23 protein-coding genes are annotated in these 20,865 nt (G+C 54.4%); 16 read left to right on the top strand and 7 right to left on the bottom strand.

The annotated features are described in order from the left end of the window. Window positions 1-128 precede the first annotated feature (128 nt). Both AWJ19_RS03325 and AWJ19_RS03320 read right to left on the bottom strand, forming a co-directional pair. Window positions 129-1,178, bottom strand: coding sequence for an NlpC/P60 family protein (locus AWJ19_RS03325; protein ID WP_068721533.1), 1,050 nt, complete (start codon window positions 1,176-1,178; stop codon window positions 129-131). Window positions 1,179-1,285: 107 nt separating this feature from the next. Next, window positions 1,286-1,714, bottom strand: coding sequence for a MarR family transcriptional regulator (locus tag AWJ19_RS03320; protein WP_068721530.1), 429 nt, complete (start codon window positions 1,712-1,714; stop codon window positions 1,286-1,288). A gap of 118 nt (window positions 1,715-1,832) precedes the next feature. Here AWJ19_RS03320 and AWJ19_RS03315 point away from each other — a divergent pair, with 118 nt between their 5' ends. Further along, window positions 1,833-2,417 (top strand): NAD(P)H-dependent oxidoreductase, encoded by a 585-nt coding sequence (locus tag AWJ19_RS03315; RefSeq protein ID WP_068721528.1) that lies wholly within the window; start codon window positions 1,833-1,835, stop codon window positions 2,415-2,417. An 80-nt stretch (window positions 2,418-2,497) separates the two neighbouring features. Here AWJ19_RS03315 and nudC read toward each other — a convergent pair whose 3' ends face one another. After that, entirely contained in the window at window positions 2,498-3,340 is an 843-nt protein-coding gene (gene nudC, locus AWJ19_RS03310; protein WP_068721527.1) for an NAD(+) diphosphatase, read from the bottom strand. 249 nt (window positions 3,341-3,589) lie between these two features. On the opposite strand from nudC, the gene AWJ19_RS03305 reads away from it, so the two are divergent. After that, window positions 3,590-4,456 (top strand): SDR family oxidoreductase, encoded by an 867-nt coding sequence (locus tag AWJ19_RS03305; protein WP_068721549.1) that lies wholly within the window; start codon window positions 3,590-3,592, stop codon window positions 4,454-4,456. A 745-nt stretch (window positions 4,457-5,201) separates the two neighbouring features. Here AWJ19_RS03305 and AWJ19_RS03300 read toward each other — a convergent pair. Then, the gene (locus AWJ19_RS03300) at window positions 5,202-6,305 is read right to left on the bottom strand and encodes a UvrB/UvrC motif-containing protein (protein ID WP_068721521.1); all 1,104 of its coding nucleotides are present in this window, start codon (window positions 6,303-6,305) and stop codon (window positions 5,202-5,204) included. 239 nt (window positions 6,306-6,544) lie between these two features. Here AWJ19_RS03300 and AWJ19_RS03295 point away from each other — a divergent pair, with 239 nt between their 5' ends. The 7 genes from AWJ19_RS03295 (at window position 6,545) to AWJ19_RS03270 (ending at window position 13,599) form a co-directional block, all read left to right on the top strand. Beyond that, the gene (locus AWJ19_RS03295; protein ID WP_241781578.1) at window positions 6,545-7,213 is read left to right on the top strand and encodes a MerR family transcriptional regulator; all 669 of its coding nucleotides are present in this window, start codon (window positions 6,545-6,547) and stop codon (window positions 7,211-7,213) included. Window positions 7,214-7,227: 14 nt separating this feature from the next. After that, window positions 7,228-7,356: a hypothetical protein gene (locus AWJ19_RS37160; RefSeq protein ID WP_277815777.1), complete on the top strand. Its 129-nt coding sequence runs from the start codon at window positions 7,228-7,230 to the stop codon at window positions 7,354-7,356. A 136-nt stretch (window positions 7,357-7,492) separates the two neighbouring features. Then, complete coding sequence (locus tag AWJ19_RS03290) at window positions 7,493-9,481, top strand: FAD-dependent oxidoreductase (RefSeq protein ID WP_068721519.1); 1,989 nt, start codon at window positions 7,493-7,495, stop codon at window positions 9,479-9,481. Between the two features lie 277 nt (window positions 9,482-9,758). Next, window positions 9,759-10,538, top strand: a complete 780-nt coding sequence (locus AWJ19_RS03285) for a methyltransferase domain-containing protein (RefSeq protein ID WP_241781577.1) — start codon at window positions 9,759-9,761, stop codon at window positions 10,536-10,538. Between the two features lie 162 nt (window positions 10,539-10,700). After that, the gene (locus tag AWJ19_RS03280) at window positions 10,701-12,113 is read left to right on the top strand and encodes a hypothetical protein (protein WP_068721517.1); all 1,413 of its coding nucleotides are present in this window, start codon (window positions 10,701-10,703) and stop codon (window positions 12,111-12,113) included. A 129-nt stretch (window positions 12,114-12,242) separates the two neighbouring features. Next, a complete protein-coding gene (locus AWJ19_RS03275; protein WP_068721515.1) occupies window positions 12,243-12,527 on the top strand; it encodes a hypothetical protein in 285 nt (94 codons plus the stop codon). A 229-nt stretch (window positions 12,528-12,756) separates the two neighbouring features. Next, a complete protein-coding gene (locus AWJ19_RS03270; RefSeq protein WP_068721513.1) occupies window positions 12,757-13,599 on the top strand; it encodes an EcsC family protein in 843 nt (280 codons plus the stop codon). A 97-nt stretch (window positions 13,600-13,696) separates the two neighbouring features. Here AWJ19_RS03270 and AWJ19_RS03265 read toward each other — a convergent pair whose 3' ends face one another. Both AWJ19_RS03265 and AWJ19_RS03260 read right to left on the bottom strand, forming a co-directional pair. Further along, complete coding sequence (locus AWJ19_RS03265) at window positions 13,697-14,017, bottom strand: antibiotic biosynthesis monooxygenase (protein WP_068721511.1); 321 nt, start codon at window positions 14,015-14,017, stop codon at window positions 13,697-13,699. Between the two features lie 35 nt (window positions 14,018-14,052). Further along, on the bottom strand, window positions 14,053-14,322 hold the full coding sequence (locus AWJ19_RS03260; protein ID WP_068721503.1) for a PH domain-containing protein: 270 nt from the start codon (window positions 14,320-14,322) through the stop codon (window positions 14,053-14,055). Window positions 14,323-14,421: 99 nt separating this feature from the next. On the opposite strand from AWJ19_RS03260, the gene AWJ19_RS03255 reads away from it, so the two are divergent. The 7 genes from AWJ19_RS03255 to AWJ19_RS03225 all read left to right on the top strand — a co-directional run bounded on the left by AWJ19_RS03255 (window position 14,422) and on the right by AWJ19_RS03225 (window position 20,036). Beyond that, window positions 14,422-15,633, top strand: coding sequence for a nitric oxide synthase oxygenase (locus AWJ19_RS03255; protein WP_068721500.1), 1,212 nt, complete (start codon window positions 14,422-14,424; stop codon window positions 15,631-15,633). 64 nt (window positions 15,634-15,697) lie between these two features. Continuing rightward, complete coding sequence (locus AWJ19_RS03250) at window positions 15,698-16,054, top strand: nucleotide excision repair endonuclease (protein ID WP_068721498.1); 357 nt, start codon at window positions 15,698-15,700, stop codon at window positions 16,052-16,054. A 231-nt stretch (window positions 16,055-16,285) separates the two neighbouring features. Then, a complete protein-coding gene (locus AWJ19_RS03245) occupies window positions 16,286-17,008 on the top strand; it encodes a hypothetical protein (protein ID WP_068721497.1) in 723 nt (240 codons plus the stop codon). Between the two features lie 5 nt (window positions 17,009-17,013). Then, window positions 17,014-17,901 carry a hypothetical protein gene (locus tag AWJ19_RS36195; protein WP_068721496.1) on the top strand — a complete coding sequence of 296 codons (888 nt, stop codon included), beginning with the start codon at window positions 17,014-17,016 and terminating at the stop codon, window positions 17,899-17,901. After that, window positions 17,802-18,383, top strand: coding sequence for a polysaccharide deacetylase family protein (locus AWJ19_RS03235; protein WP_347231080.1), 582 nt, complete (start codon window positions 17,802-17,804; stop codon window positions 18,381-18,383). The genes AWJ19_RS36195 and AWJ19_RS03235 overlap by 100 nt, the downstream gene beginning before the upstream one ends. Before the next feature lie 274 nt (window positions 18,384-18,657). Next, window positions 18,658-19,731 (top strand): 23S rRNA (adenine(2503)-C(2))-methyltransferase RlmN, encoded by a 1,074-nt coding sequence (gene rlmN, locus AWJ19_RS03230; RefSeq protein ID WP_068721492.1) that lies wholly within the window; start codon window positions 18,658-18,660, stop codon window positions 19,729-19,731. Window positions 19,732-19,748: 17 nt separating this feature from the next. Next, window positions 19,749-20,036, top strand: a complete 288-nt coding sequence (locus AWJ19_RS03225; RefSeq protein WP_068721490.1) for a DUF6509 family protein — start codon at window positions 19,749-19,751, stop codon at window positions 20,034-20,036. A gap of 72 nt (window positions 20,037-20,108) precedes the next feature. Here AWJ19_RS03225 and AWJ19_RS03220 read toward each other — a convergent pair whose 3' ends face one another. Then, window positions 20,109-20,858 (bottom strand): alpha/beta hydrolase-fold protein, encoded by a 750-nt coding sequence (locus AWJ19_RS03220; protein WP_068721488.1) that lies wholly within the window; start codon window positions 20,856-20,858, stop codon window positions 20,109-20,111. Window positions 20,859-20,865 lie beyond the last annotated feature (7 nt).

Below are 20,865 nucleotides of genomic sequence, written 5' to 3'. Positions count from 1 at the left end.
CTCCGGTAGAATACCGGAAGCAGCTTATAGCCTAGGGTCTTTTTTCAGTGTCTATGAAACAGGGGCTTGACCACACCGTCCGGTGCATCTGCCGGGGGCTTTTTGCTGCTGCGTATGCCACTGTAAAACTACAAAATTCTGCGGGCGGTCACAAAACGTTTCTTCCACGAGCTGTCAAAGTCTTCTGTGTGAACGCCCTCTTCGGGGGAATATGTGTGCAGAATCTTGTTATTTCCGGCGTAGATCGCCACATGGCCGATATCAAGACCCCGTGCCGTGAAGAACAGCAGATCGCCCGGACGCAGCTCGTCCAGCCCGACCCTGGTGCCTTCCTTTGCCTGATTGTAGGATACGCGGGGCAGCTCGATAGACAGGATGTCCTCGAACAGGCGCTTCACAAAGGAAGAGCAGTCAAACGTATCCGTCTGGTTGGGGGAGGCGCCGAATTCGTAGGGCGTGCCGTTAAAAGTCCTGCCGTACGCGAGCAGAGCTGCAGCCTGCTTTTGGGCGAGGGAAGAGCTGGTGTAGTCGGTAAACTTCGGCTTGGCCGAGATGTAACCAGTCAGGTTGTCCTCTGTCCGGACCTTCAGCCAGAGCGCGTCGGCTACGCTGATTACGTGCACTTTGGTTCCTGCAGACAGCAGGTTCTCCGTAACGGGCTTGCTTTCGCCATCGGGCTTGCTGCGCAGCGTTACACCCCGGAGGATCGAGGTTTCATAAATAACCGCTGCCGATGAGATCTGCACCGACTGGGTGGCTGGAATCCAACTCACGGTATTGCCCAGGGCTTCGCTGGCCATCCGCAGGAGAATCATCGCCGTATCGTCAGCGATTATGCCGGGTACATCCACCTCAACGGGCCTGCCGTTCAGATTGGCAGAGGAGGCGCCCATTTGATAAGTGAGCGTCGTATCGTCTTTAGTTGCAGTGACCGTCTTGCCGGTGTTGTCCCAGCTCAGCGCAGCTCCCTGCGCCTCGAACAGCCCGCGCATCGGTACGAGCACTGTTCCGCCGACATTCAGGGGTGCTACCTCTGACCGAAGCGGCTTGCCGTCCAGATAGACTGAGATAACCGGAGAGTCCGCCTGCTCCTGTGGAAGCGCGTCCGCATAGGCGGCACCTCCCCCGCATAGCGATAGGATGAGCAGCGATAGAAGGGCGGGATTGCGTTTTGTCATGTGTGTATCACCTTGGCCTATAGATTTATTGTCTATAGTAGGACGCTGGCTTTAGGTAATGGTTTTGTGGTAAATGATGGGTTTATCCGGCGCTGTAAAGGGATGGTTCAATAAAAAACCTTTTGCTGCAACAGCCCGAGTGCCTGTCCGATCTCCCGGCGCTCCTCCTCCGAAAGATGGGCAATGCGCTCCTCGAACCGGCGTCCGATAGTCTGGAAGGCTTCACCCATCATCGCTTCGCCGGCAGGTGAGAGGGTAATTCCCTGTCTGCGGCGGTCAGCCGGGTCGGTAACTCTGGAGCAGAGCTGTTTTTCGGTCAGCTTCTTCAGCTCGCGGCTCGTATTGGGCATCGACATATGCATGCAATCGCTGATTTCGCTTAGGGTCACCGGCTGGCTTACTGCAATGTATTCGAGAATTTTATATTGTACAGGAGTCAACACCCCTGATTTGACATCCTTGGTTAAGTCGCTTGTAACCTGATGCACGGCCGTAGTAAAGGCTACTATCTGCTGAAATAACAGGTTATTGTCCATGGGATCACCTCTGCCTTGACGATAGCAAAAACATTATCAGAAAACAATTATCATTTGACAACTAATTTTCGGTTGTGCTAGGATTTTGTTATCAAATGATAAGTAAAGGGGTGTTGGCATGAACACACTGGTAATCTACACACATCCGAATCATCAGAGCCTGAGCTATGCTTTTTTGCAGGAGGTGCTGCGGGGCAGCCGGGAGAACGAAGCCGTTAAGGATATACAGGTGCTGGATTTATACGGGGAAGGCTTTGATCCGGTGCTGGTCTTCAACGAACAGAAGCGGCGGCGGGATATGCATATTGACCCGAGGCTGACCAAATACCGTGAGCAGCTGATGTGGGCTGACCGGATTGTACTGGTCTACCCGATCTGGTGGGGACGTCCGCCGGCTATGCTTATGGGTTATATCGACCAGATGTTTGCTTCAGGATTTGCTTATAAGGATAAGGGCGGGATACTGCCTGAGGGATTGCTTAAGGGAAAATCGGTAGTTTGTATTTCGGTGATGAAAGGGCCGGCCAACTATCCGCTGCTGTGGCTGGGAAATGCGCACAAGATCCTGATGCGTAAGGCATTGTTCAACTATGTCGGCATCCGCAAGGTGAAGTTTTTTGAGTTCGGCAGCATGGAGAGCCCGCGCGGCAAGCATGCGCGCAAGCTGGACCGGGTGTACCGCTACTTTAAGACGGCCCGGTAGCATTATGCACAGCAGCCCCGCGGAAGGATTATCTCGCGGGGCCGCTTGTCAGGCAGTAAAGGGTGTATAGGGCTTTGCGTTTAGCTGTACTGTTCCACGTACCAGTCAATGATTTTACGGGCGATGCTGACCCGCGGCGGGATATTCGGCAGGCTGTCCGGCCGGAACCAGGCGGCATGATCGAGCTCGATTCCGTCCACGCTGATTTCACCGCTCTCATATTCGGCCAGGAAGCCGACCATTAGCGAATGGGGGAACGGCCACTGCTGGCTGCCGAAATAGGTGATACTCTTCACCGTAATTCCGACTTCCTCCCTGATCTCGCGCGCTACACAGTCCTCCAGCGTCTCACCCGGCTCGACGAACCCGGCAATCAACCCGTACATATTGTTCTGGAAATGGGGGGCGTGGGCCAGCAGAATCTGGCCGTCCTTCAGGATGGCTGTAATAACCGCCGGGGCCAGACGCGGATAAAAGAGCTGTCCGCACGCAGGGCAGCTGCGGACATGCTCTGCAGCGGAGAGCATTGTTGCAGAGCCGCATTTGCCGCAGAACTGGTGGGTCTCATCCCAGGCCAGCAGCTGCAGTGCCCTTCCGGCCAGATGGAACACATCCTCATCGAGCACGTCGTACAAAGTGCGCAGAGGGTGGAAGGCCATGCCCGGCGGCTCGGGCGTATCGGCTGGAACATCTGCCGCGAAGCAGGGAATGCCCGCAAAGGAGCCGAGATAAAGCGTGCGGTTCGGAACGGCTGCGAGCAAATCAAGCGAAGGCAGCAGCGGAAGGGCTGTCTGCTCGGGCGACTCGGTTACCAGCAGCCTGCCGGAATGGGTGACAAGCCAGTAGACAGAGCCGGTATATTGCGGGTCCGGCGTCACGGACGGAAGGTAGCGTTCATAAATAGATGCTCGAGGTTTAGACATGAGGACAGAACCTTTCTTATTCGGTATAAGTACATGTTGTAAGAATAGCACCATGCGGGAAAGCTAACAAATACATACACTGCGGCGGGTGTCCGGATGTGGAACAGCCGCTTTTTTTTTGCGGAAACAAAGAGTTTGACAATTAGTCTAGTTGTAACTACAATAGTTACAGGAAGAGTGAACTACGCAATAAAGGGATATACAGGCAGTATTTCTGATAAAAATAAATCGGTAATGGAGGAATTTGAGATGAAAATTGGATTCACAGGAGCAACCGGACAATTTGGTTCTATTGTAGCAGAGGCATTGCTGAAGACTGTTCCCGCAGACAGCCTTGTAGCGAGTGTAAGAAACCCGGAGAAGGCGGAAAGCCTGCGGTCCCGCGGCGTCGATGTGCGCCATGGTGATTTCGACCAGCCGGATACGTTGGATCAGGCCTTTGCAGGTGTGGACCGGCTGCTGATTGTTTCGGCAGATGGGGACAATGACACCCGTATCCGCCAGCACAAAGCGGCAGTAGATGCGGCTGTCCGTGCAGGTGTAGGCTTCATCGCTTACACCAGTGTCGGACATGCGGAATCCAGTTCCCTGTTCCTCGCACCGGTACACAAGGCCACTGAACAATTCATCCGCGAATCCGGCATTCCGTATGCCTTCCTCCGCAACAACTGGTACCTGGAAAATGAGGCCGGCTCCATTCATGCCGCCGCCGCCGGAGCGCCTTGGCTGACCTCCGCCGGTGAAGGCAAGGTGGGCTGGGCAACCCGCCGCGATTATGCAGAAGCCGCCGCCGCTGTTCTTACCGGTGAAGGCCATGAGAATGCCGTATATGAATTATCCGGCAAGCCGCTTACCCAGGCAGAGCTGGCTGCTATTTCCGGCGGTGTGCTCGGCAAAGACATTCCTGTGCAGCAGGTGGATGATGCTACTTATTCAAGCGTAATGGCCGGAGCAGGCGTGCCGGAAGCGGCCCTGCCAATCGTGGTGGCCATCCAGGCTGCCATCCGCGAAGGCGCGCTGGACATTGAGAGCGGTGACCTGGAAAAGCTGCTGCAGCGCCCGCAGACCCCGCTCAGCGAAGGGATCAGCGCCCTGGTGAACAGCGCGCAGGCGTAAGCGTGTGAGCAACAGCAATAAGCTGATGGATATATAGCCGGATAGACAAAAGGCTGCCCTCGGTCAATGACCCGGGGCAGCTTTTTTGTTGTACATAATCGGAGAAAGGTTGAGTTACAGCGCCTGCTGGCTGCATGCATAGAGAGCGTAACTCCTATAAGTAGTCTGATTAACACCGCTTGCCGCAGGAATAGAGGGAGAAATCCCATAAAGTAGCTCCATCAGCCGCCCTGACCGTCGGAATAGAGGGAGAAATCCCATAAAGTAGCTCATTTAGCCCGGTTGGCTGCAGGGATAGAGGGAATAATCCCACTAAGCTTGCGGGCACTGGGCTTTCTTGCACATTTAGGTGGAAAAACGCCACTTAATTCGTGCGTTTTTAAGTTTTTACAGGTTTTAAGTGGAATTTCGCCACTTATTTTCCCTGATATCCTGCATATACGAAGAATAGGAGGGATTTAAGTGGCGAATCTCCAACTAAATATCCGATAGCGGAACTTTGCAAGGATTTAAGTGGCATAAATCCACTTAGTGGTAGACCTCGCCGCACCAAATCACCGCCCAAACAGCTTTGTCTCACTCACCATAACAACAAACTGCTCCAAGATGCCGTTTCCAACAAACCGCTTCACACACAGCTCCAACATAACACTTCTAACTATCGGTGCCCTATACACCGCGCCCGCTCAACGCCCCATTTACTGTTCCCCTTCTCTGCAAGGCATCAAATGAATAAGCCAGTCGGCTAATCCGCCTCCTCCAGCTGCTCAAAACAGTCTGACAGCAGCTTGTCCACGGCGTCTGCCAGCAGAGGCCCGGGTGCAGCAGCAAGCCACTCCTGCGGAACGATCAGATAGCTGCCGGAGCTGCTTTTGAGGTAGCTGTAAATAATCTGTGCTTCATCAATCGTATGGCGGTTAATTCTACCGGCATCCTCGGGAGCCTCAGCGGTGAAATGCTCCAGAATGGCCGAATGCACCGCAGTCTGCAGCCGCTCGCGGTCCGTATGCTGCAGATCCAGTGAAGTCCGGTATATAATCCGCGCGCCTTTAATCAGAATCAGCTTGATGACGTCCCCGTCCACCGGCTCCAGCACGGCGATATTATTGTTCTCCCCGGTGAACCGCGACACCTTTTCCTTATGCAGCAGCGCCTGGACTGCTCCCGAATAGTCGCGGTACTTGGCTGCCGCCTCAAAATCGAAACGATCTGCCGCCTCGTTCATGCGCTGCTCCAGATCATTCAGTATACTCAGATCCCGCCCGTCCAGCAGCGCGATTACTCTGTCTATAATCCTGTTATAGGCTTCCAGCGCAGCGCCTCCGCCGCACATGCCGATGCAGAGGCCGAGCGAATGGTTAAGGCAGAGGGAGCCCTGGGTATGAGAATTGCTGCATAGAATCCGCTGGCTCTCCTTAATGCCCTGCAGAGCACGCTCTACCGTGCTTCTGCTCGTATACGGGCCAAAGTGAAGCTTGTCCCCCGGAAGGCCGGGATCGTAGCTGACTTCGAGCTGGCGGCGGCTTTTATCCTCACGGACGGAGATGTAGCTGTAGGCGAGCGGGTTTTTCATTTTCCGGTTATACATCGGTTTGATTTCTTTAATCAGCTGGCACTCCAGCATGAAAGCTTCAAATTCCGTATCGGTCAGCCGGTACTCCAGGTCCCTGATATTGCGGACAAGCTGGACAACCTTGGGGGAGTGGCCTTTATTATTATAAAAATACGACTGAACCCGTTTGCGGAGCTGCTTGGCCTTACCGACATAAATAATGTGGCCGAGGCTGTCCTTCATCAGGTAGACGCCGGGTGTTAAGGGGAGGCTGTGTACTTTTTCCTTCAGGTTCATTAAGGAATCACCTCTGCGTATAGCATTGATTGGTATATTGTAAGTATATACGAGATTTACACCGGCAGGCGACTGGAAAAGCACACGCTTAGGCCTACAATGGGAATAATCTTTTGAGAGTGCATTCGGCCTGGAGGTATTCAGAGCCGTGTGATAAACACCACAAAAGCTTCCAGACGAACCAATTATCATGAAGGGTATTACCAACATGAAATTTCGGCAAAGCTGGGGGGCTTTTTATGAAGTATTCGATCGGGGAGTTCGCGTCGATCCTTGGCATAACGGCGGATACGCTGCGTTTATACGAGAAGCATGATATTGTGAAGCCTGAAAAGGGCTGCCGTAACAATTACCGGTACTTCAATGATCTGGATGCCCGGAATCTGCTGTCTAGCCGCTGGTACCGGAGCATGCAGATTCCGCTGCAAAATGTGGCCGAGCTGGTCAGCGAGGCGCCGGCAGAGCGGGTGGTGGAGTCGATATACGCCGCGCAGCTGCAGCTGGAGGAGGAAATCCGCCGGAGCACCATGCTGCTGGACAAAATCAACAGCATCCATAAGGGGCTTACGGAGCTGGGGGATACGCTTTATAAGTGCCGGATCAAGCAGATGGCGGGAATGTACCGGCTTCAGCAGACGGACAAGAACCAGCTGCTGCAAAAGGAGTGCCTGAAGCAACGGTTCAGGCTTGGATGGAGCTGCTGCCGTTCACCTTCTATTCTTTTCGCACGGAGAATACGGACATCCTCAGCCCAAGCGGGGAGCTCGATTACAGCTGGGGGCTGGCGCTCCTCGAAGAGGATCAGCAGAGGCTGGGCGTATGCATCAATGACAGTATGCAGTTCATTCCGCCCGGGGTATGCGTCTCATCCGTCATCATTACCTCTTATGAAGATGACCTTGAGCTGAAGGATTTCCAGTTTATGCTCGATTACGCCGGGGAGCTGGGCCATACCGTGAATGGCGATATTTACGGCAAAATCCTGTTAACAGAACGGCTGCAGGACGAGAACCGGACGTATCTGGAAATCAACATTCCTATCCGTACCTGATCATCCGTTCCTTTCCGCACCTCTTACTTTGAGAAAATATTCACAACTCCTTCATTGACCTTGGTGCTGCACCAAGGTTTACACTCAGTGGCATTAGCATTAAGTAAGCAGCACATCTGACAGGGGGAACAAGAAAGTGAGAAAGCCAAGCTTAACCAGAATGTTCAATGTGTCCATCAGTCTGATCATGATCCTGGCCGTCATCGGCGGCTGCAGCGGAAATTCCGCGGAGCCGGCGGCAACCGGACAGCCGACAGCATCGCCCGAGGCTACGCAGCAGGCGGCAGACAGCAGCGGGATACCGGCCTCTTTTAAGGCGGGAACCTACACAGCAGAGGCAGACGGTAAGGACGGCAAAATTCAGGTGGAAGTCACATTGGACGACAAACAGACCATTACGGACATCAAGGTTGTCAGCCAGAGCGAAACCGCCGGAATCGGCGTAGAGGCGATCGACAAGATCAAGGAGCAGATTATCACCGGCCAGACCCTGAAGGTGGATGCCGTCAGCGGGGCTTCCGAGTCCAGCAATGCTATTCTGGCTGCCGTTGAAGATGCCCTTAATCAGGCCGGCGGCGACGTTGCCGCCTTCAAATCCCGGGAAGTCGCCAAAGCAGGCGCAGGCAAAACAGAGCAGCTTGCGGCTGACGTAGTCGTTGTGGGTGCAGGAGCATCCGGCGTGTCGGCGGCAGTATCGGCTGCGGATAAAGGCGCCAAGGTGATCCTTATCGAAAAAACAGCGACCATCGGCGGGGCGAGCAATCTGTCCTGGGCGGGGAAATTCTATAACTCTTCAGCTGCAGTCAGCAGCGGACTGAAAGTCAGCCTTGAGAAGGAAATTTCCGACTGGATCGTTAACAATCACTGGCGGGTGGATGCGGCAGCGGTCCGTCAATATGTAACCAAGTCCGGTGAAACCTACGACTGGCTGACCGGGAAGGGATACCAGACGACCTTTATCAATTTTGGCGGCGAACAGCTGCATATGCTTCCGGCTTATGAGACACGCCAGGATCTGCTGCGGGCCATGCTGGCTGAATCAGTGGAAAAAGGCGGCGGCCAGGTCCTCACCGAAACGACTGCCAAGAAGCTTCTTACTGGCGCAGGCGGTGAAGTAACCGGAGTAGTAGCCGAAAAAGCTGACGGCACGACCCTTGAAATTACCGGCAAAAGTGTTGTAATGGCAACCGGCGGTTACGCGGCCAATAAGGAAATGGTCAAGGAGGCCTTCGGGTTTGAAGGCGTTAACGGCGGGCTGGGCCAGAATATCGGGGAAGGCCTGAAGATGGCCTGGGAAGCCGGAGCCAAGGTGCCGGATAATTTCGGCGGACAGATGCTGCACCAGACGCTGGCCAGAGCAACAGAGAAGCTGAAGGCCCAGTATGAGCCGTTCCAGGCCAGTTATCCGCTGATGACAACCTATCTGCCTAATTTTATGAACGTTGGCCCTTCGGGAGCGAGATTCAGAGACGAGGCGGCGACGCTTACCGCCGTAGCGGCGGCGAATACCAGTGCTTTTAACGGAGCCTATCACCTGGTTATCGTCTCAAAGGCACAGCTTGACGCGCTGAAGACAAAGGGGATGAACGGGGTAAAAGCACCAGCCCTGCCGGGAATGCCGCCGGAATTCTACGCGGCCTTCACAGACAAGTTCACTCTGGACAATCCTTGGCAGGACGCGGACAAGGTATTTGATGCCATGGCTGCAAACGGTGACGGATTTAAAGGCAATACCATCGAAGAGCTGGCTGCAAGCGCAGGCATGGATGCCGCTGTGTTCAAGGAGGCCTTCACCAAATACGAGGCGGCCGCCAAGAGCGGGGTGGATAGCGAATTCGGCAAAGCGAAGGAATATCTGCTGCCGATGGGCGAAAGCGGCCCCTACTATGCCGTAATTGCAGAGATCAACAATCTCGGTTCGGTCGGCGGCCTGCTCGTAAACACAAAGTTCCAGGTGCTGAATGACAAACGGGTGCCGGTTAAGGGACTGTATGCCGTCGGTTTGGAGTCCGAAGGTGTGCTGTATAATGACACCTATGTCGGCAACGGCGTGGGCCTTGGCTACTCCTTCACCTCCGGACGTCTCGGCGGCGAAGATGCGGCTGCGGCTGCACTGGGGAAATAGCTTTTTAGCAGAACACTAAAGTATGCAAGAAGGGGGGAGCCGTCAGGCTTCCCCTTGCTATGTCTGCATGCTACTATGAAGGGGTAACACCAGCTTACTCATTGGAAGGTGAGGCAACCATGATGGTGATTAAACGAGGTAACTGCCCGGTGCAGCCAGACTGATCTGATAACAGGATCGCACCGGGCTATAGAAGGAATATAACTTGTTATCAGTTTGGTCCCAGGCTGCACCTTATCCGCAGAGGTACTTAATACACATATGCGAGAGGGGCATTATGATGGGAACACACAAAATCGATATGGATTATTGGAAGAAAAGCTGGCTGCAGGAGGAGCAGCGATCCTTCCGGGGCTGGGATTTCTCCGCGCTGGCCGGACGGATGGATGAGGAAGCGCTGCCCTGGGATTACGAAGCAGCCGTTAGAACATATATGAATGCTGCAGCAGGCAACCTGCTGGACATGGGCACAGGCGGCGGAGAGTTCCTGCTGTCACTGTCGCCTCCGCCGGGGCGGACCTACGCTACAGAGGCTTATCCGCCTAATGTGGAGATTTGCAGTAAGCTGCTTCCGCCTCACGGGATTGAGCTGAGGCAGGTGTATTCGGATGATGAACTGCCGTTTGCGGACGGATTGTTTGAGCTGGTTATGAACCGGCATGAGGCTTATTCGTCCCGGGAGGTGTACCGGATTTTGCAGCTGGGCGGGGTCTTTATTACCCAGCAGGTCGGAGGCCGGAACAACCGGGCTTTATCGGAGTATCTGCTTGGTGAAGAAGCAGCTCCCGCCGATCATCAATTCAGCGTGGAGCCGGTCTGCAGTGAACTGCAGCGCAGCGGGTTCAAGGTTATAGAGGCCGCTGAGATGTTCCCGCTGCTGCGGTTCAGGGATATAGGGGCGCTGGTGTATTTTGCAAAAATTATAGAATGGGAATTCCCGGGCTTTTCGGTTGAGAAATGTTATGACCGGCTTGTTCTGCTTCAGCAGCAGCTTGAGCGTGACGGCTATATAGCAAGCATGGAACACCGTTTTATGATCGTTGCAGTGAAGATATAGGCAAGATTCAGGCCGCTCCGGCTCCGGGGCGGTCTTTTTGATGTCCTCTCTACAGGACCGGCGAATATTGTCGCTTCAGCCCGGAACCTGCGAACATACGCCCGGTCTTCTGCATAGCATATAGCACCATTCTGCTATAGAGGAAAGGGGGCGCGCTTCTCGATGGGTATCCATTTAAGTGCAATCCACTATGTATATCTGGTCTTTATCGTGTTCATTCTGGCGCTGCTGATCCGGCGGCGTGACACGACGATGATCTGTGTGGCCGGAATCTTTGCCTTGGGACTGCTGGCTACAACGACTGTCACAGGTTCCGTATCCGGAATATTTAATTCATTCATTTATGCGACCAAGGAACTGATGGGGACCATTATGATTATCTCCATTATTGTGGCAATGAGCAGGATTCTGATCATTACAGGCATTAATGAAATGATGGTCGCTCCGCTAACCCGTTTCCTGCGGACGCCGGCAATGGCTTACTGGGGGATCGGGCTGATTATGATGGTAACCTCGTTCTTCTTCTGGCCTTCACCGGCAGTTGCGCTGGTCGGTGCTGTGCTGCTGCCGGTGGCTGTAAGGGTTGGCCTGCCGGCTCTCGGTGCGGCGATGGCGATGAACCTGTTCGGCCATGGCATTGCCTTGTCCGGCGATTACATTATTCAGGGTGCGCCCAAGCTGACTGCGGATGCCGCCGGCCTTCCGGTCTCCAGCGTGATGCAGGCCAGCGTACCGCTGGTTATTGTTATGGGGTTTGTAACTACGGTTACAGCCTTCTGGATGATGCGCCGGGACCAAAAGAACGGAACATGGAGAGACGGGCTGGTTACGGGAAAAGTGCCGGCAGACCTCGCGGCATCCGGAGCGGATGGGGCAGCGCCGGTCTATATGAGTGCAGGGCTGCGCAAAGGGCTGGCCATCGCCATCCCGCTGCTGTTCCTGCTGGATGTCATCTGCATGTTCGTCCTGAACCTGCAGGGAGGGGATGCGACAGCCCTTGTCGGCGGCACAGCCGTGCTTATTCTGATCGTGACGACGCTGCTGGCACACCGCAATCAGGGGCTGGAGAAGACGACCAGCTACCTGATCGAAGGCTTCGTCTTCGGCTTCAAGGTGTTTGGCCCGGTTATCCCGATCGCCGCCTTCTTCTATCTCGGCGACTCTGCTTTTACCGCACTGTACGGCAATGCGCTGCCGGACGGCTCGCACGGCATCGTCAACGACCTCGGCGTTGCCCTGGCGGAGCATGTGCCGCTTAACGGCGCAGTAGGAGCCGTAACGCTGACGGTGATCGGCGCGATCACCGGTCTCGACGGCTCCGGCTTCTCCGGCATCTCGCTGGCCGGCTCGATTGCCCAGATGTTCGCGGCGGCGATCCACTCCGGCGCCGCAACGCTGACCGCCCTTGGGCAGGTGGCCGCCATCTGGGTCGGCGGCGGCACCCTGATCCCGTGGGCGCTCATTCCCGCTGCCGCCATCTGCGGCGTCAGCCCGTTCGAGCTGGCCCGGCGCAATCTGAAGCCGGTCCTGCTGGGGCTGGCGGCAATGACGGTCACCGCCATCTTTCTAATTTAGGCTGCACGGCGCAGCAGGCAATCAACCGAGTCTAGGCCGCCCTGCCCGGCAGGCAGGTGCATAAGAACGCCTCCCCCTATCCATCCTAAAGAAGAAAGACAGTGTGTGAGAAAAGGGGGAGTATCCAGCATGAAACCACATTACGAATCCAGCCTGCGGACCAACAGCACCGTGGATCAGGCCCATGATTCGGTCACTAAGCTGCATAATGCCGTCTCACAGGCATTAAGCCATCCTGATGAGCAGACGATTGCCCAGGCGGAGAACAGCCTGGCACATGCAGAGGAAGCCGTCAGTCATGCACCGGAAGGCTCGGTGGACGGCCATGGCGTAGAGCTGGTAGAAGAGCGGCTTGCCGATGAACAGGAACGGCTGGCCGGCCTGAAGCAGCAGCTGGGCGGATTTGAGGACTAGGCTATCGCGGTGCAGAGTATCTCCGGCATTTCCGGCATTGTCCGGGAATGCTTTTTTTCTGTAGCGGGAACAGGGAGGCAGAATATCCGGCATCCCGGCATTCAAGTATGCGATTTGAGGTTAATTCTCTTAGAGATGATGAAACCGCCCTTTACAGGCCAGCGTAGAACTTCAGAAACAGCGCAGCCTGCAGAGCCGGGCTGATATTTAACTATATGGAGGCGATTGAATGCCGGACAACACAGGGAAGGCTGAATCATTGGAGACGCGGGAGGAACTGCTCAGCGCACTTTCCGCGATTGCTGCGTGGGAAAAGGAACAGAATAAGCTGATGATCTGGGACCGGATTACCCGTCTCCCGTTCAAGCTGCTCGACAAGGTCACCCCAAAGGTCATTCATGAAAAAATAGGCAAGCTGCTGGACGAGCTGGGCAGCTATATTCAGAACGGCGGCAATTATCTGGTAGCCGGACGCAAGGTAGGACAGCTTGTTGAGGCTGCAGGCAAAGCTGCTGGGGCTCCGGAGCATGGGCCCTATCCTCTGGCGGTTATGGATGCCGCTGCGGAGAAGCTTAGCGGAAGCAGCCGGAACGTCGCCACCGTGCAGGGCGCGACAACGGGCTTCGGCGGTGTATTTACGCTGGCTGCGGATATTCCGGCCATTCTGGGGCTGTCGCTGAAGGTGATTCAGGAGATCTGCCTGTGCTACGGTTATGATCCTACAGATAAGACGGAGCGGATCTTCACGGTAAAAGTGATGCAGTTCGCCTCCTCCGATGTGGTCGGCAAGCGGACAATACTTCAGGAGCTGAATCTGCAGGCCGGCGGCAGCGGCGATATTACAGCCGGCGCTAATGCCGCTGTCTCCAAAATCCAGGGCTGGAAGGAAGTCATCACCGTATACCGCGATAACTGGGGCTGGAAGAAGCTGCTGCAGACGGTTCCGGTGGCGGGAATGTTCTTCGGAGCGTATACCAACCGCAAGGCGCTTGAGGATGTGGCGGAGGCGGCGCAGATGCTCTACCGCAAGCGGAGAATTATGGCCCGGCTGGCCGAATTGGATGGGGAGTAGTTAATGCTGCCCCCTGCGGCCTCTGATGCAGGGGGCAGCCTGCGTATTAGTCAGCTGGACGCAGGAATGAATAGGCTCCGCTATAGACTATAACGGTCTAAATGCCATTGCTGAAGTTCAGCCCTTTTCCGCCGACCGGCCGGATTTTTGTTGACTCCACACCTGCAATCAGCGGCATCGCCCGCCCGATTGCAGCTCTTGTAGCTTCAAGGGCAAGCGAGGCTGCATGGGCCTCCTCGCTGCTCCAGACCTCTGTTACCCAGAGAACATCAGGCTCTGTCTCAGCATGATTGATGATGTACAGCTCACATTCTGCCACCGCTTCAGCCGCTGCAGCACTTTCCAGCAAAATGGCCGCGAGTGCATCACGTTCACCAGGCTTGGCGGTAAACTTGGCATACATACCGAATTTGCTCATTTTTTTGCCTCCATCACTATGGATTTTGATAACTGTCAGCTTTCCATTTTCAACAGATGCTCTGTCTTTTCCTTGATAACGTCTGCATTAGAGGTGAATAATAGATAAGACCGTTGTTTTGTCCGGATAACAATCCTGCCGGTGGTTCCATAAGGTGTGCCGATACGGATGGCTTCCTTGTCTGTGCCTCCATAAGTGTCATCCAGCGTTACTCCTGTTACTTCCGTAACCGGAATTTCAATTTTTGTTAACTGCCAGCGGATGATGAGGTTTTCACCTTGACGATTGATTTTAATTCCAGGCATATTGCAGCTCCTCTTATATCACTTATATCCAGTAATTAACTGTTCAATAATAATATACGATTCCCGGATGATTTACACTATACGTAGGAAGAGGACCATATGGAAATGCAGACCCGCGAAACCACAAGCATGGAAGAACGAATTGAACAGGCCGCGTCGTTCCTCCGGCAGTGTTACAGTGAATTAGAGAAATCATCCGCTGAGCTGAACGGACGCATAGAGGCAGTACATAAAGAAATCAGACAGACGGGAACCTATCATCATACAGCGGAAGAGCTCACGCACGGTGCCAGAATGGCCTGGCGGCACAACAGCCGCTGTATTGGCCGCTTATTCTGGCATACGCTGGAGGTTAACGATGCCCGCGAGGCTAAGACCGCCTCTCAAGTGGCGGAAGCGCTGCTTAGGCATCTGGAGCGGGCAGGCAACGGCGGCCGTATCCGTCCGGTAATGACCGTGTTCCGCAGCGGTAGGGAGCCGGGCAAGGCCATCCGGATCTGGAACCACCAGCTGATCCGCTATGCCGGATACCCGGCAGCAGACGGGCAGCCCCGCCGCGGCGACCCGGCCTCGGATGCCTTTACGGCAGTCTGCCGGAGGCTCGGCTGGCAGGGCAGCGGCGGCGACTTCGACGTGCTGCCGCTGGTCATCAGCATCGGGGAAGAGCCGCCGCGCTGGTTCACCATACCCGATGCGCTGGTGCAGGAGGTTCCGCTCAGCCATCCGGAGATTGAACGCTTCGGCGAGCTGGGGCTGCGCTGGTACGCTGTTCCGGTGGTGTCCGACATGCTGCTGGAGATAGGCGGGATCCGCTATCCGGCAGCCCCCTTTAACGGATGGTATATGGAGACGGAGATCGGCTCGCGCAATCTGGGGGATGCCGGGCGGTATAACCGGCTGGGGGCGGTAGCCGACCTGCTGGGCCTGGACCGTTCGACGAATACCTCCCTGTGGAAGGACCGGGCGCTGCTGGAGCTGAACCGCGCTGTACTGTATTCCTTCAAGCAGGCGGGAGTCAGCATTGTGGATCATCATACGGCCGCTGACCAGTTCGTCCGTTTTCAGGAGCAGGAGAGGCAGAAGGGCCGGGAGGTGTCCGGCAAATGGCACTGGCTGATCCCGCCGATGTCACCTTCTTCGACACCAATCTGGGAAGACAACAAGCTGAGGGAGCTTAACCTCAGTCCGCGCCTGATATATCAGAAGCCGGCTTATGCCGGACGGGACAGTAATCCGGACTGTGAGGAACCGGCAGGACAAGAGGCATCTGCAATGCCTGCCCAGGAGCTGAAATGCCCTTTTCATCAATAGTCAGGCCGTTTGATCTGTGATACTATGTAAGCTTAGTCCAGTAAAAAAAGGGAAGTGAGCACGAATGATTAATATTACGATTCCTGCGCCGGATGTTACGATCACCAAGCAAGAGAACCCGGTGCTGAGCCATATTTACGGATTTACCGACTTTCACCTGTTTACGCGGGAGGCGGGCGGCATCTTTATGTTCTATAACGATAAGGACGAGCTGCTGTTCGTAGGCAAAGCCAGAAAGCTTAGACCGCGGATCAAAAAGCACTTCGAGGACAACGTCTCTGTAATGAAGCCTCACCGGGATGAAGTGACCAAGATTGAGGTCTGCGTCGTTGAAGATCCGGTGGACCGGGAAATATACGAAACCTACATTGTGAACAAGCTCAGAGCAAAATACAATGTAGAAAAGGTACTCTATAAATAAACTGCCCTGGTGCAGATGAGCGTAGTCCTTTCGGGCTGCGCTTTTTGCTGTGCCGGCAGCCGGTTGTCGGTCTAAAGGCTTGGGTAATTATCCCTTTCGCAGTAAAATGGTCCTTTGGATATACGACGGAAAGTTAGACAATTCGGCTCACTTCCGGACCAGGTAAATCATCTATAATAATCTCGTAAATGCTCGACATTTTTTGACATTTTATCTCGAGGTGATGGATAGATGGCAGGTTCTTTTTTTAGGAAAAAGGATGCGGCAGAACGGACGCTGAATCCCGGAGCAGCACCGGTGCCGCAGGCGGAGGAAGTACCTGCAGGGGAGCCGGACAGCAGCGGGCACAATGACAGCACAGCCGGCCTGATCTCCGCAGGCAAAACCCAGCTGGATAAGAAATCGCTGGATCTGATTTTTGCGGTGGAACAGATGATTCAGGCCAGGGCACATGCCGAATCAAGTAATTATGAGCTTCAGGACCGCCTGAACCACTCTAACAGCCATATTGAGCGGCTCGGCAAGGATCTGAGGAATCTGAACAAGGTTATTGAAGACCGGGAGAAGGATATCCTGGAGCTGGAACAGCGCCTGTCCGAGAAGAATCTGAAAATGGACCAGGTGCTGGAGGATCACCGCGAGCTTCAGGACACAATGTCGGCTAAGGCCGATGAGCTCAAAAGCACGATTGATCTGGAGCAGCAGAAGTACGCCAAGCTGATGCAGAAGCATCATGAAGCCCATGTGGATAAGCACAAGCGGATTATTGAGCTGGAGGACCGGATTAGCCGGCTGGAAACAGAAAACGGGCATTTACGGCAGAAATACGAAACAGTCCGGCAGGAAAAAGCCTACCTCGCCGGAATGATCAGTGATTTTACGAGCCGGATGACTGTTCCCTTCAGTGCCGGCAGTCCTGCCGCAGAGCGTAATGAAGAATACGGGGATACATAACGGGTATGGCTGCACATGATGATAACACCGGCCTGTTGGCCGAACTGCTGGCGCTTGGCAACCGGGACGGAAGCTGTCAATTGGAGCTTAGAATAACCTGCCGGAACAGCTGCAGAAGACATATACTCAGCATTGATGAACATACATATCTGCAAATCGCTGCCCTCGGCCCCCTAAGCGGGTATAAGGTGCGGCTATCGTTATACATGAAATGGGATCCTTTCCGCCGTACATATTTCAGCAGTCTGATCAGGATAAGAGACAACTTCAGCGAAACCCTGTACTTTAACTGCTCAGAGAGCTACGGGCGGCAGCTGTTTGAGCTGAAGGAACAGGAATATGCTCCCTCCCTGCAAGCGGATCGGCAGGAGGCTGCGGCGGATGCCCGCACCATGCCTGTAATATCAGAGTATAAGCAGGCTGCAATGCCAGGGACTAGATATAAACGGACTGTGCTGCTGCGCGGCCTGATGTTCGGTTTTCTGCTGGTTCTGCTCCTGCTGCGTATGGGCACGGGAGAGACATGGCTGTTTGCAAACAGCGTTGAAGCCAGACAGGATCATACAAATGCAGACACGGCTTCATCAGCTGCATCAGCAGCGGACACGGAGAGGGCGGCAGGTACAGCCATTGCGGCTGCGGATCCAGACCAAGATCGCGTACATAACGTATCAGAGGCACCTGAAGCAATCAGCCCCGACGGGTTACGGCTGGTCCCGCTTTCGGGCGGAACGGCCCAGGCTGCTACGGTACAAGCGGGCTGCCCGCGCAGCCCCGGGCTCTTTATGAGACGATTGAGCTTTCCGGAGACAGCTATACCTATAGCCTGCCGGAGGGCTACGTATCCCTCACCTTTGATGACGGTCCTTCATCCTACACCGAGCAGCTGGTAGATATTCTGGTGAAGGAGGGGATTGCCGCCAATTTCCTGTTCATCGGCGTGAATGCCAGCCGGAATCCCGGGGCGGTCCGCTATGCCGATGAGCATGGCATGCCGGTCGGGAGCCATTCCTGGGATCACAGCGATATGACAGCCAATTCGGCGGAGGAGAACCGGATTAACCTGGAACGGGCAAGCCGGTCGCTGGAGCAGCTTACAGCCGCCCCGGTGACAATCTTCAGGCCGCCCTATGGAGCGGTGAACAGCGGGCTCGCTGAAGTGGCGGACAGACAGCAGTTAAACATTCTGCTCTGGAACCGTGACCCGGAGGACTGGAAAGCGTCAGGCCCGAAGGATATTCTTGACTACTTCAAGAAATCTGAGCCGTCGGGCGGCATTTATCTGCTGCACGAGAAGCAGAAAACCCTGCAGGCGCTTCCCGAAATCATTGCCTATCTGAAAGGGCAGGGACTGAAGTTTGCTGTCTTTGAATAATCCTGCCCCTAATAATCAATTGTACAAGCAGCGCAACCTGCGGAAGAAGCAGAGGCGCTGCTTTTTTTATACGCATAGCCGCGTGCTGCATCTGCATGCCTGTGAAAGCTTTGTGTAATATTGCAATTACGCCTGCCGGAGCGCGGATTGCTCTTGTTTTAATAAGTAAAATTTGAGAGAATGAGAAGATATTGTTGTTGGCATATTGGGCTGTGAAAGCTACAATAGAAAGTTGGAACAGATTTAACTTTAATGTTTTGAAAAGAGGTATACCATGAATAAACAATCCATTTATGGATTAACTTTAGAAGAGTTGACGTCATGGCTGATGGAGCACGGGCATAAGAAGTCCCGCGCTGCCAAGGTCTGGGAATATGTGTACCGCAAACGGGTTACTGATTTTGAAGAGATGACAGAGGCCAACAAGGAATGCGTCCGGCTGCTGTCCGAGCATTTTGTATTTCAGACGATGGAGGAGCATGTGAAGCAGGAGTCCGCTGACGGTACCGTCAAGTTCCTGTTCCGCCTGTATGATGGCAATTTGATTGAAACCGTACTGATGCGGCAAAAATACGGCCTGTCCGTCTGCGTGACCACCCAGGTCGGCTGCAACATCGGCTGCAGCTTCTGCGCGAGCGGGCTGCTGGCAAAGAGCCGTGACCTGTCGAGCGGAGAGATTGTCGAGCAGATCATGAAGGTCCAGCTGCATCTGGATCAGGCCGGCCTGGGCCAGCGGGTCAGCCATGTTGTAGTCATGGGGATCGGTGAGCCGTTCGATAACTTCACGAACCTGCTGAAATTCCTGACAACCGTTAAGGATCATAAGGGACTTGCGATCGCCGGCAAGGGCATCACCGTATCGACAAGCGGCCTGGCCGGCAAAATCAGAGAATTTGCTGATGCCAACACCCAGGTGAATCTTGCCATCTCGCTGCATGCGCCGAATAACGAGCTGCGGACCTCGATCATGAAGATTAACCGCGCCATTCCTTTGGAGAAATTGATGCCGGCGATTGATTACTATCTGGAGAAGACGAACCGGCGGATTACGCTGGAATATATTCTGCTGAAGGATATCAATGACCAGCAGGAGCATGCGCTTGAGCTGGCCGAGCTGATCGGCGAGCACCGCCGGCAGCTGGTTAATGTCAACCTGATTCCGTACAATCCGGTCGATGAGCACAGCCAGTACCAGCGGACGGACAGGGAAGTTGTTCGTGCCTTCTTCGACACGCTGAAGAAGCAGGGAGTCAGCGTCAGCACAAGGCTGGAGCATGGAGTGGATATCGATGCGGCCTGCGGACAGCTGCGCAGCAAACAGATCAAGAAGACCCAGGAAGCTATCTAAAGAAAGAAGGTTCGTGTGTGCTGACATTTACAAGTTATACGGTCGAGGATGTTAGAGATCCGTTCGGCATTCTGAGCGGCAAGCGGTATGAGTTCATGATTAATCTGGATATTCCGGAGGAAGATGAGCTGTACGAGGAGAACGGGGTATCTGTACGTGCTGTAGTTAAGGCAGAAGCGGGTGAAGCGGTGCTGGTCACCTATGATCTGCTGGAGACAACCACCGGCAGGCTGCTTGAGTTCGACCTGGAGGATGAAGAGGAAGCCGAGCTGGCACAGTTCTGCAAGGAGCATCTGCCGGAGTAGCCCCATATCACATTAATAACAAAGCAGCCCCGGAGCCAAGTGCTCCGGGGCTTTTTGCTCCAGTTAACATTTTTACAAAACGCCGTTTATATAATAATAAATCTGCCTGTTCCACCAGTACCAGTCGTGATCCACATCATACCCCCAGTAATCGACCTGCGCCGGAATGTCCTTACGCTGCAGTAGCTCCTCGATCAGCCGGGTTTCATGCAGCATTTCGTCCTCATAAGCACCCTGACCGACACAGAGGATAATCCTGCTGCTGCGGTACCGGTTCAGATAGTCCTCGTCCGCAAGGTTCGGCAGGTAATGGAGCGGAGAGTTGTAATAGACATTTTCACTCATATAATCGCCGAAGAAGTAATAAGTCGAATACACACCGCTCAGGGCGATCAGCGTATCGAAGTAGTGCGGATAACGGAAAAAGAAGCTGCCGCTGTAATAGGCGCCCATTGAGCAGCCGGAAATCAGGATTTTTTGGTCATCCCCGCCGTTATTCCATTTGCTCTCATGGAGGATACCGGGGATAAGCTCCTGCGTGATGTATTTGTCATACTGCTCATGCCGGACCGCCTTATCTTCATGGTTCCAGTGGGAGGAAAAGAACGTCTCCTCATCAATGCTGTCGCAGGCCCAGATCTGCAGCTTGCCCGCTTCGATGAAACTGGAGAGGGTCGCAATCATCCCGGAGTCCTCATATTGATAAAAACGGCCAAGCGAGGTGGGGAAGACAAGCATCGGTTTGCCGGCGTGGCCGTATACTTTATACTCCATGTCCCTGTTCAGGTGACGGCTGTATTCCTTGCGGTAGCTTGTCTTCATCCGTAGC

It is taken from the genome of Paenibacillus sp. DMB5 (assembly GCF_001517085.1).
Lineage (GTDB): Bacteria > Bacillota > Bacilli > Paenibacillales > Paenibacillaceae > Paenibacillus_AQ.
The sequence above is the reverse complement of the archived record's forward strand: the minus strand, read 5'-3'. Positions and strand labels throughout refer to the sequence as shown.

Coding starts and splice junctions, on each gene's coding strand:
- AWJ19_RS03325 (WP_068721533.1), bottom strand. CDS start 1,178: ATGACAAAACGCAATCCCGCCCTTCTATCGCTGCTCATCCTATCGCTA.
- AWJ19_RS03320 (WP_068721530.1), bottom strand. CDS start 1,714: ATGGACAATAACCTGTTATTTCAGCAGATAGTAGCCTTTACTACGGCC.
- AWJ19_RS03315 (WP_068721528.1), top strand. CDS start 1,833: ATGAACACACTGGTAATCTACACACATCCGAATCATCAGAGCCTGAGC.
- nudC (WP_068721527.1), bottom strand. CDS start 3,340: ATGTCTAAACCTCGAGCATCTATTTATGAACGCTACCTTCCGTCCGTG.
- AWJ19_RS03305 (WP_068721549.1), top strand. CDS start 3,590: ATGAAAATTGGATTCACAGGAGCAACCGGACAATTTGGTTCTATTGTA.
- AWJ19_RS03300 (WP_068721521.1), bottom strand. CDS start 6,305: ATGAACCTGAAGGAAAAAGTACACAGCCTCCCCTTAACACCCGGCGTC.
- AWJ19_RS03295 (WP_241781578.1), top strand. CDS start 6,545: ATGAAGTATTCGATCGGGGAGTTCGCGTCGATCCTTGGCATAACGGCG.
- AWJ19_RS37160 (WP_277815777.1), top strand. CDS start 7,228: ATGCTCGATTACGCCGGGGAGCTGGGCCATACCGTGAATGGCGATATT.
- AWJ19_RS03285 (WP_241781577.1), top strand. CDS start 9,759: ATGATGGGAACACACAAAATCGATATGGATTATTGGAAGAAAAGCTGG.
- AWJ19_RS03280 (WP_068721517.1), top strand. CDS start 10,701: ATGGGTATCCATTTAAGTGCAATCCACTATGTATATCTGGTCTTTATC.
- AWJ19_RS03275 (WP_068721515.1), top strand. CDS start 12,243: ATGAAACCACATTACGAATCCAGCCTGCGGACCAACAGCACCGTGGAT.
- AWJ19_RS03270 (WP_068721513.1), top strand. CDS start 12,757: ATGCCGGACAACACAGGGAAGGCTGAATCATTGGAGACGCGGGAGGAA.
- AWJ19_RS03265 (WP_068721511.1), bottom strand. CDS start 14,017: ATGAGCAAATTCGGTATGTATGCCAAGTTTACCGCCAAGCCTGGTGAA.
- AWJ19_RS03260 (WP_068721503.1), bottom strand. CDS start 14,322: ATGCCTGGAATTAAAATCAATCGTCAAGGTGAAAACCTCATCATCCGC.
- AWJ19_RS03255 (WP_068721500.1), top strand. CDS start 14,422: ATGGAAATGCAGACCCGCGAAACCACAAGCATGGAAGAACGAATTGAA.
- AWJ19_RS03250 (WP_068721498.1), top strand. CDS start 15,698: ATGATTAATATTACGATTCCTGCGCCGGATGTTACGATCACCAAGCAA.
- AWJ19_RS03245 (WP_068721497.1), top strand. CDS start 16,286: ATGGCAGGTTCTTTTTTTAGGAAAAAGGATGCGGCAGAACGGACGCTG.
- AWJ19_RS36195 (WP_068721496.1), top strand. CDS start 17,014: ATGGCTGCACATGATGATAACACCGGCCTGTTGGCCGAACTGCTGGCG.
- rlmN (WP_068721492.1), top strand. CDS start 18,658: ATGAATAAACAATCCATTTATGGATTAACTTTAGAAGAGTTGACGTCA.
- AWJ19_RS03220 (WP_068721488.1), bottom strand. CDS start 20,858: ATGAAGACAAGCTACCGCAAGGAATACAGCCGTCACCTGAACAGGGAC.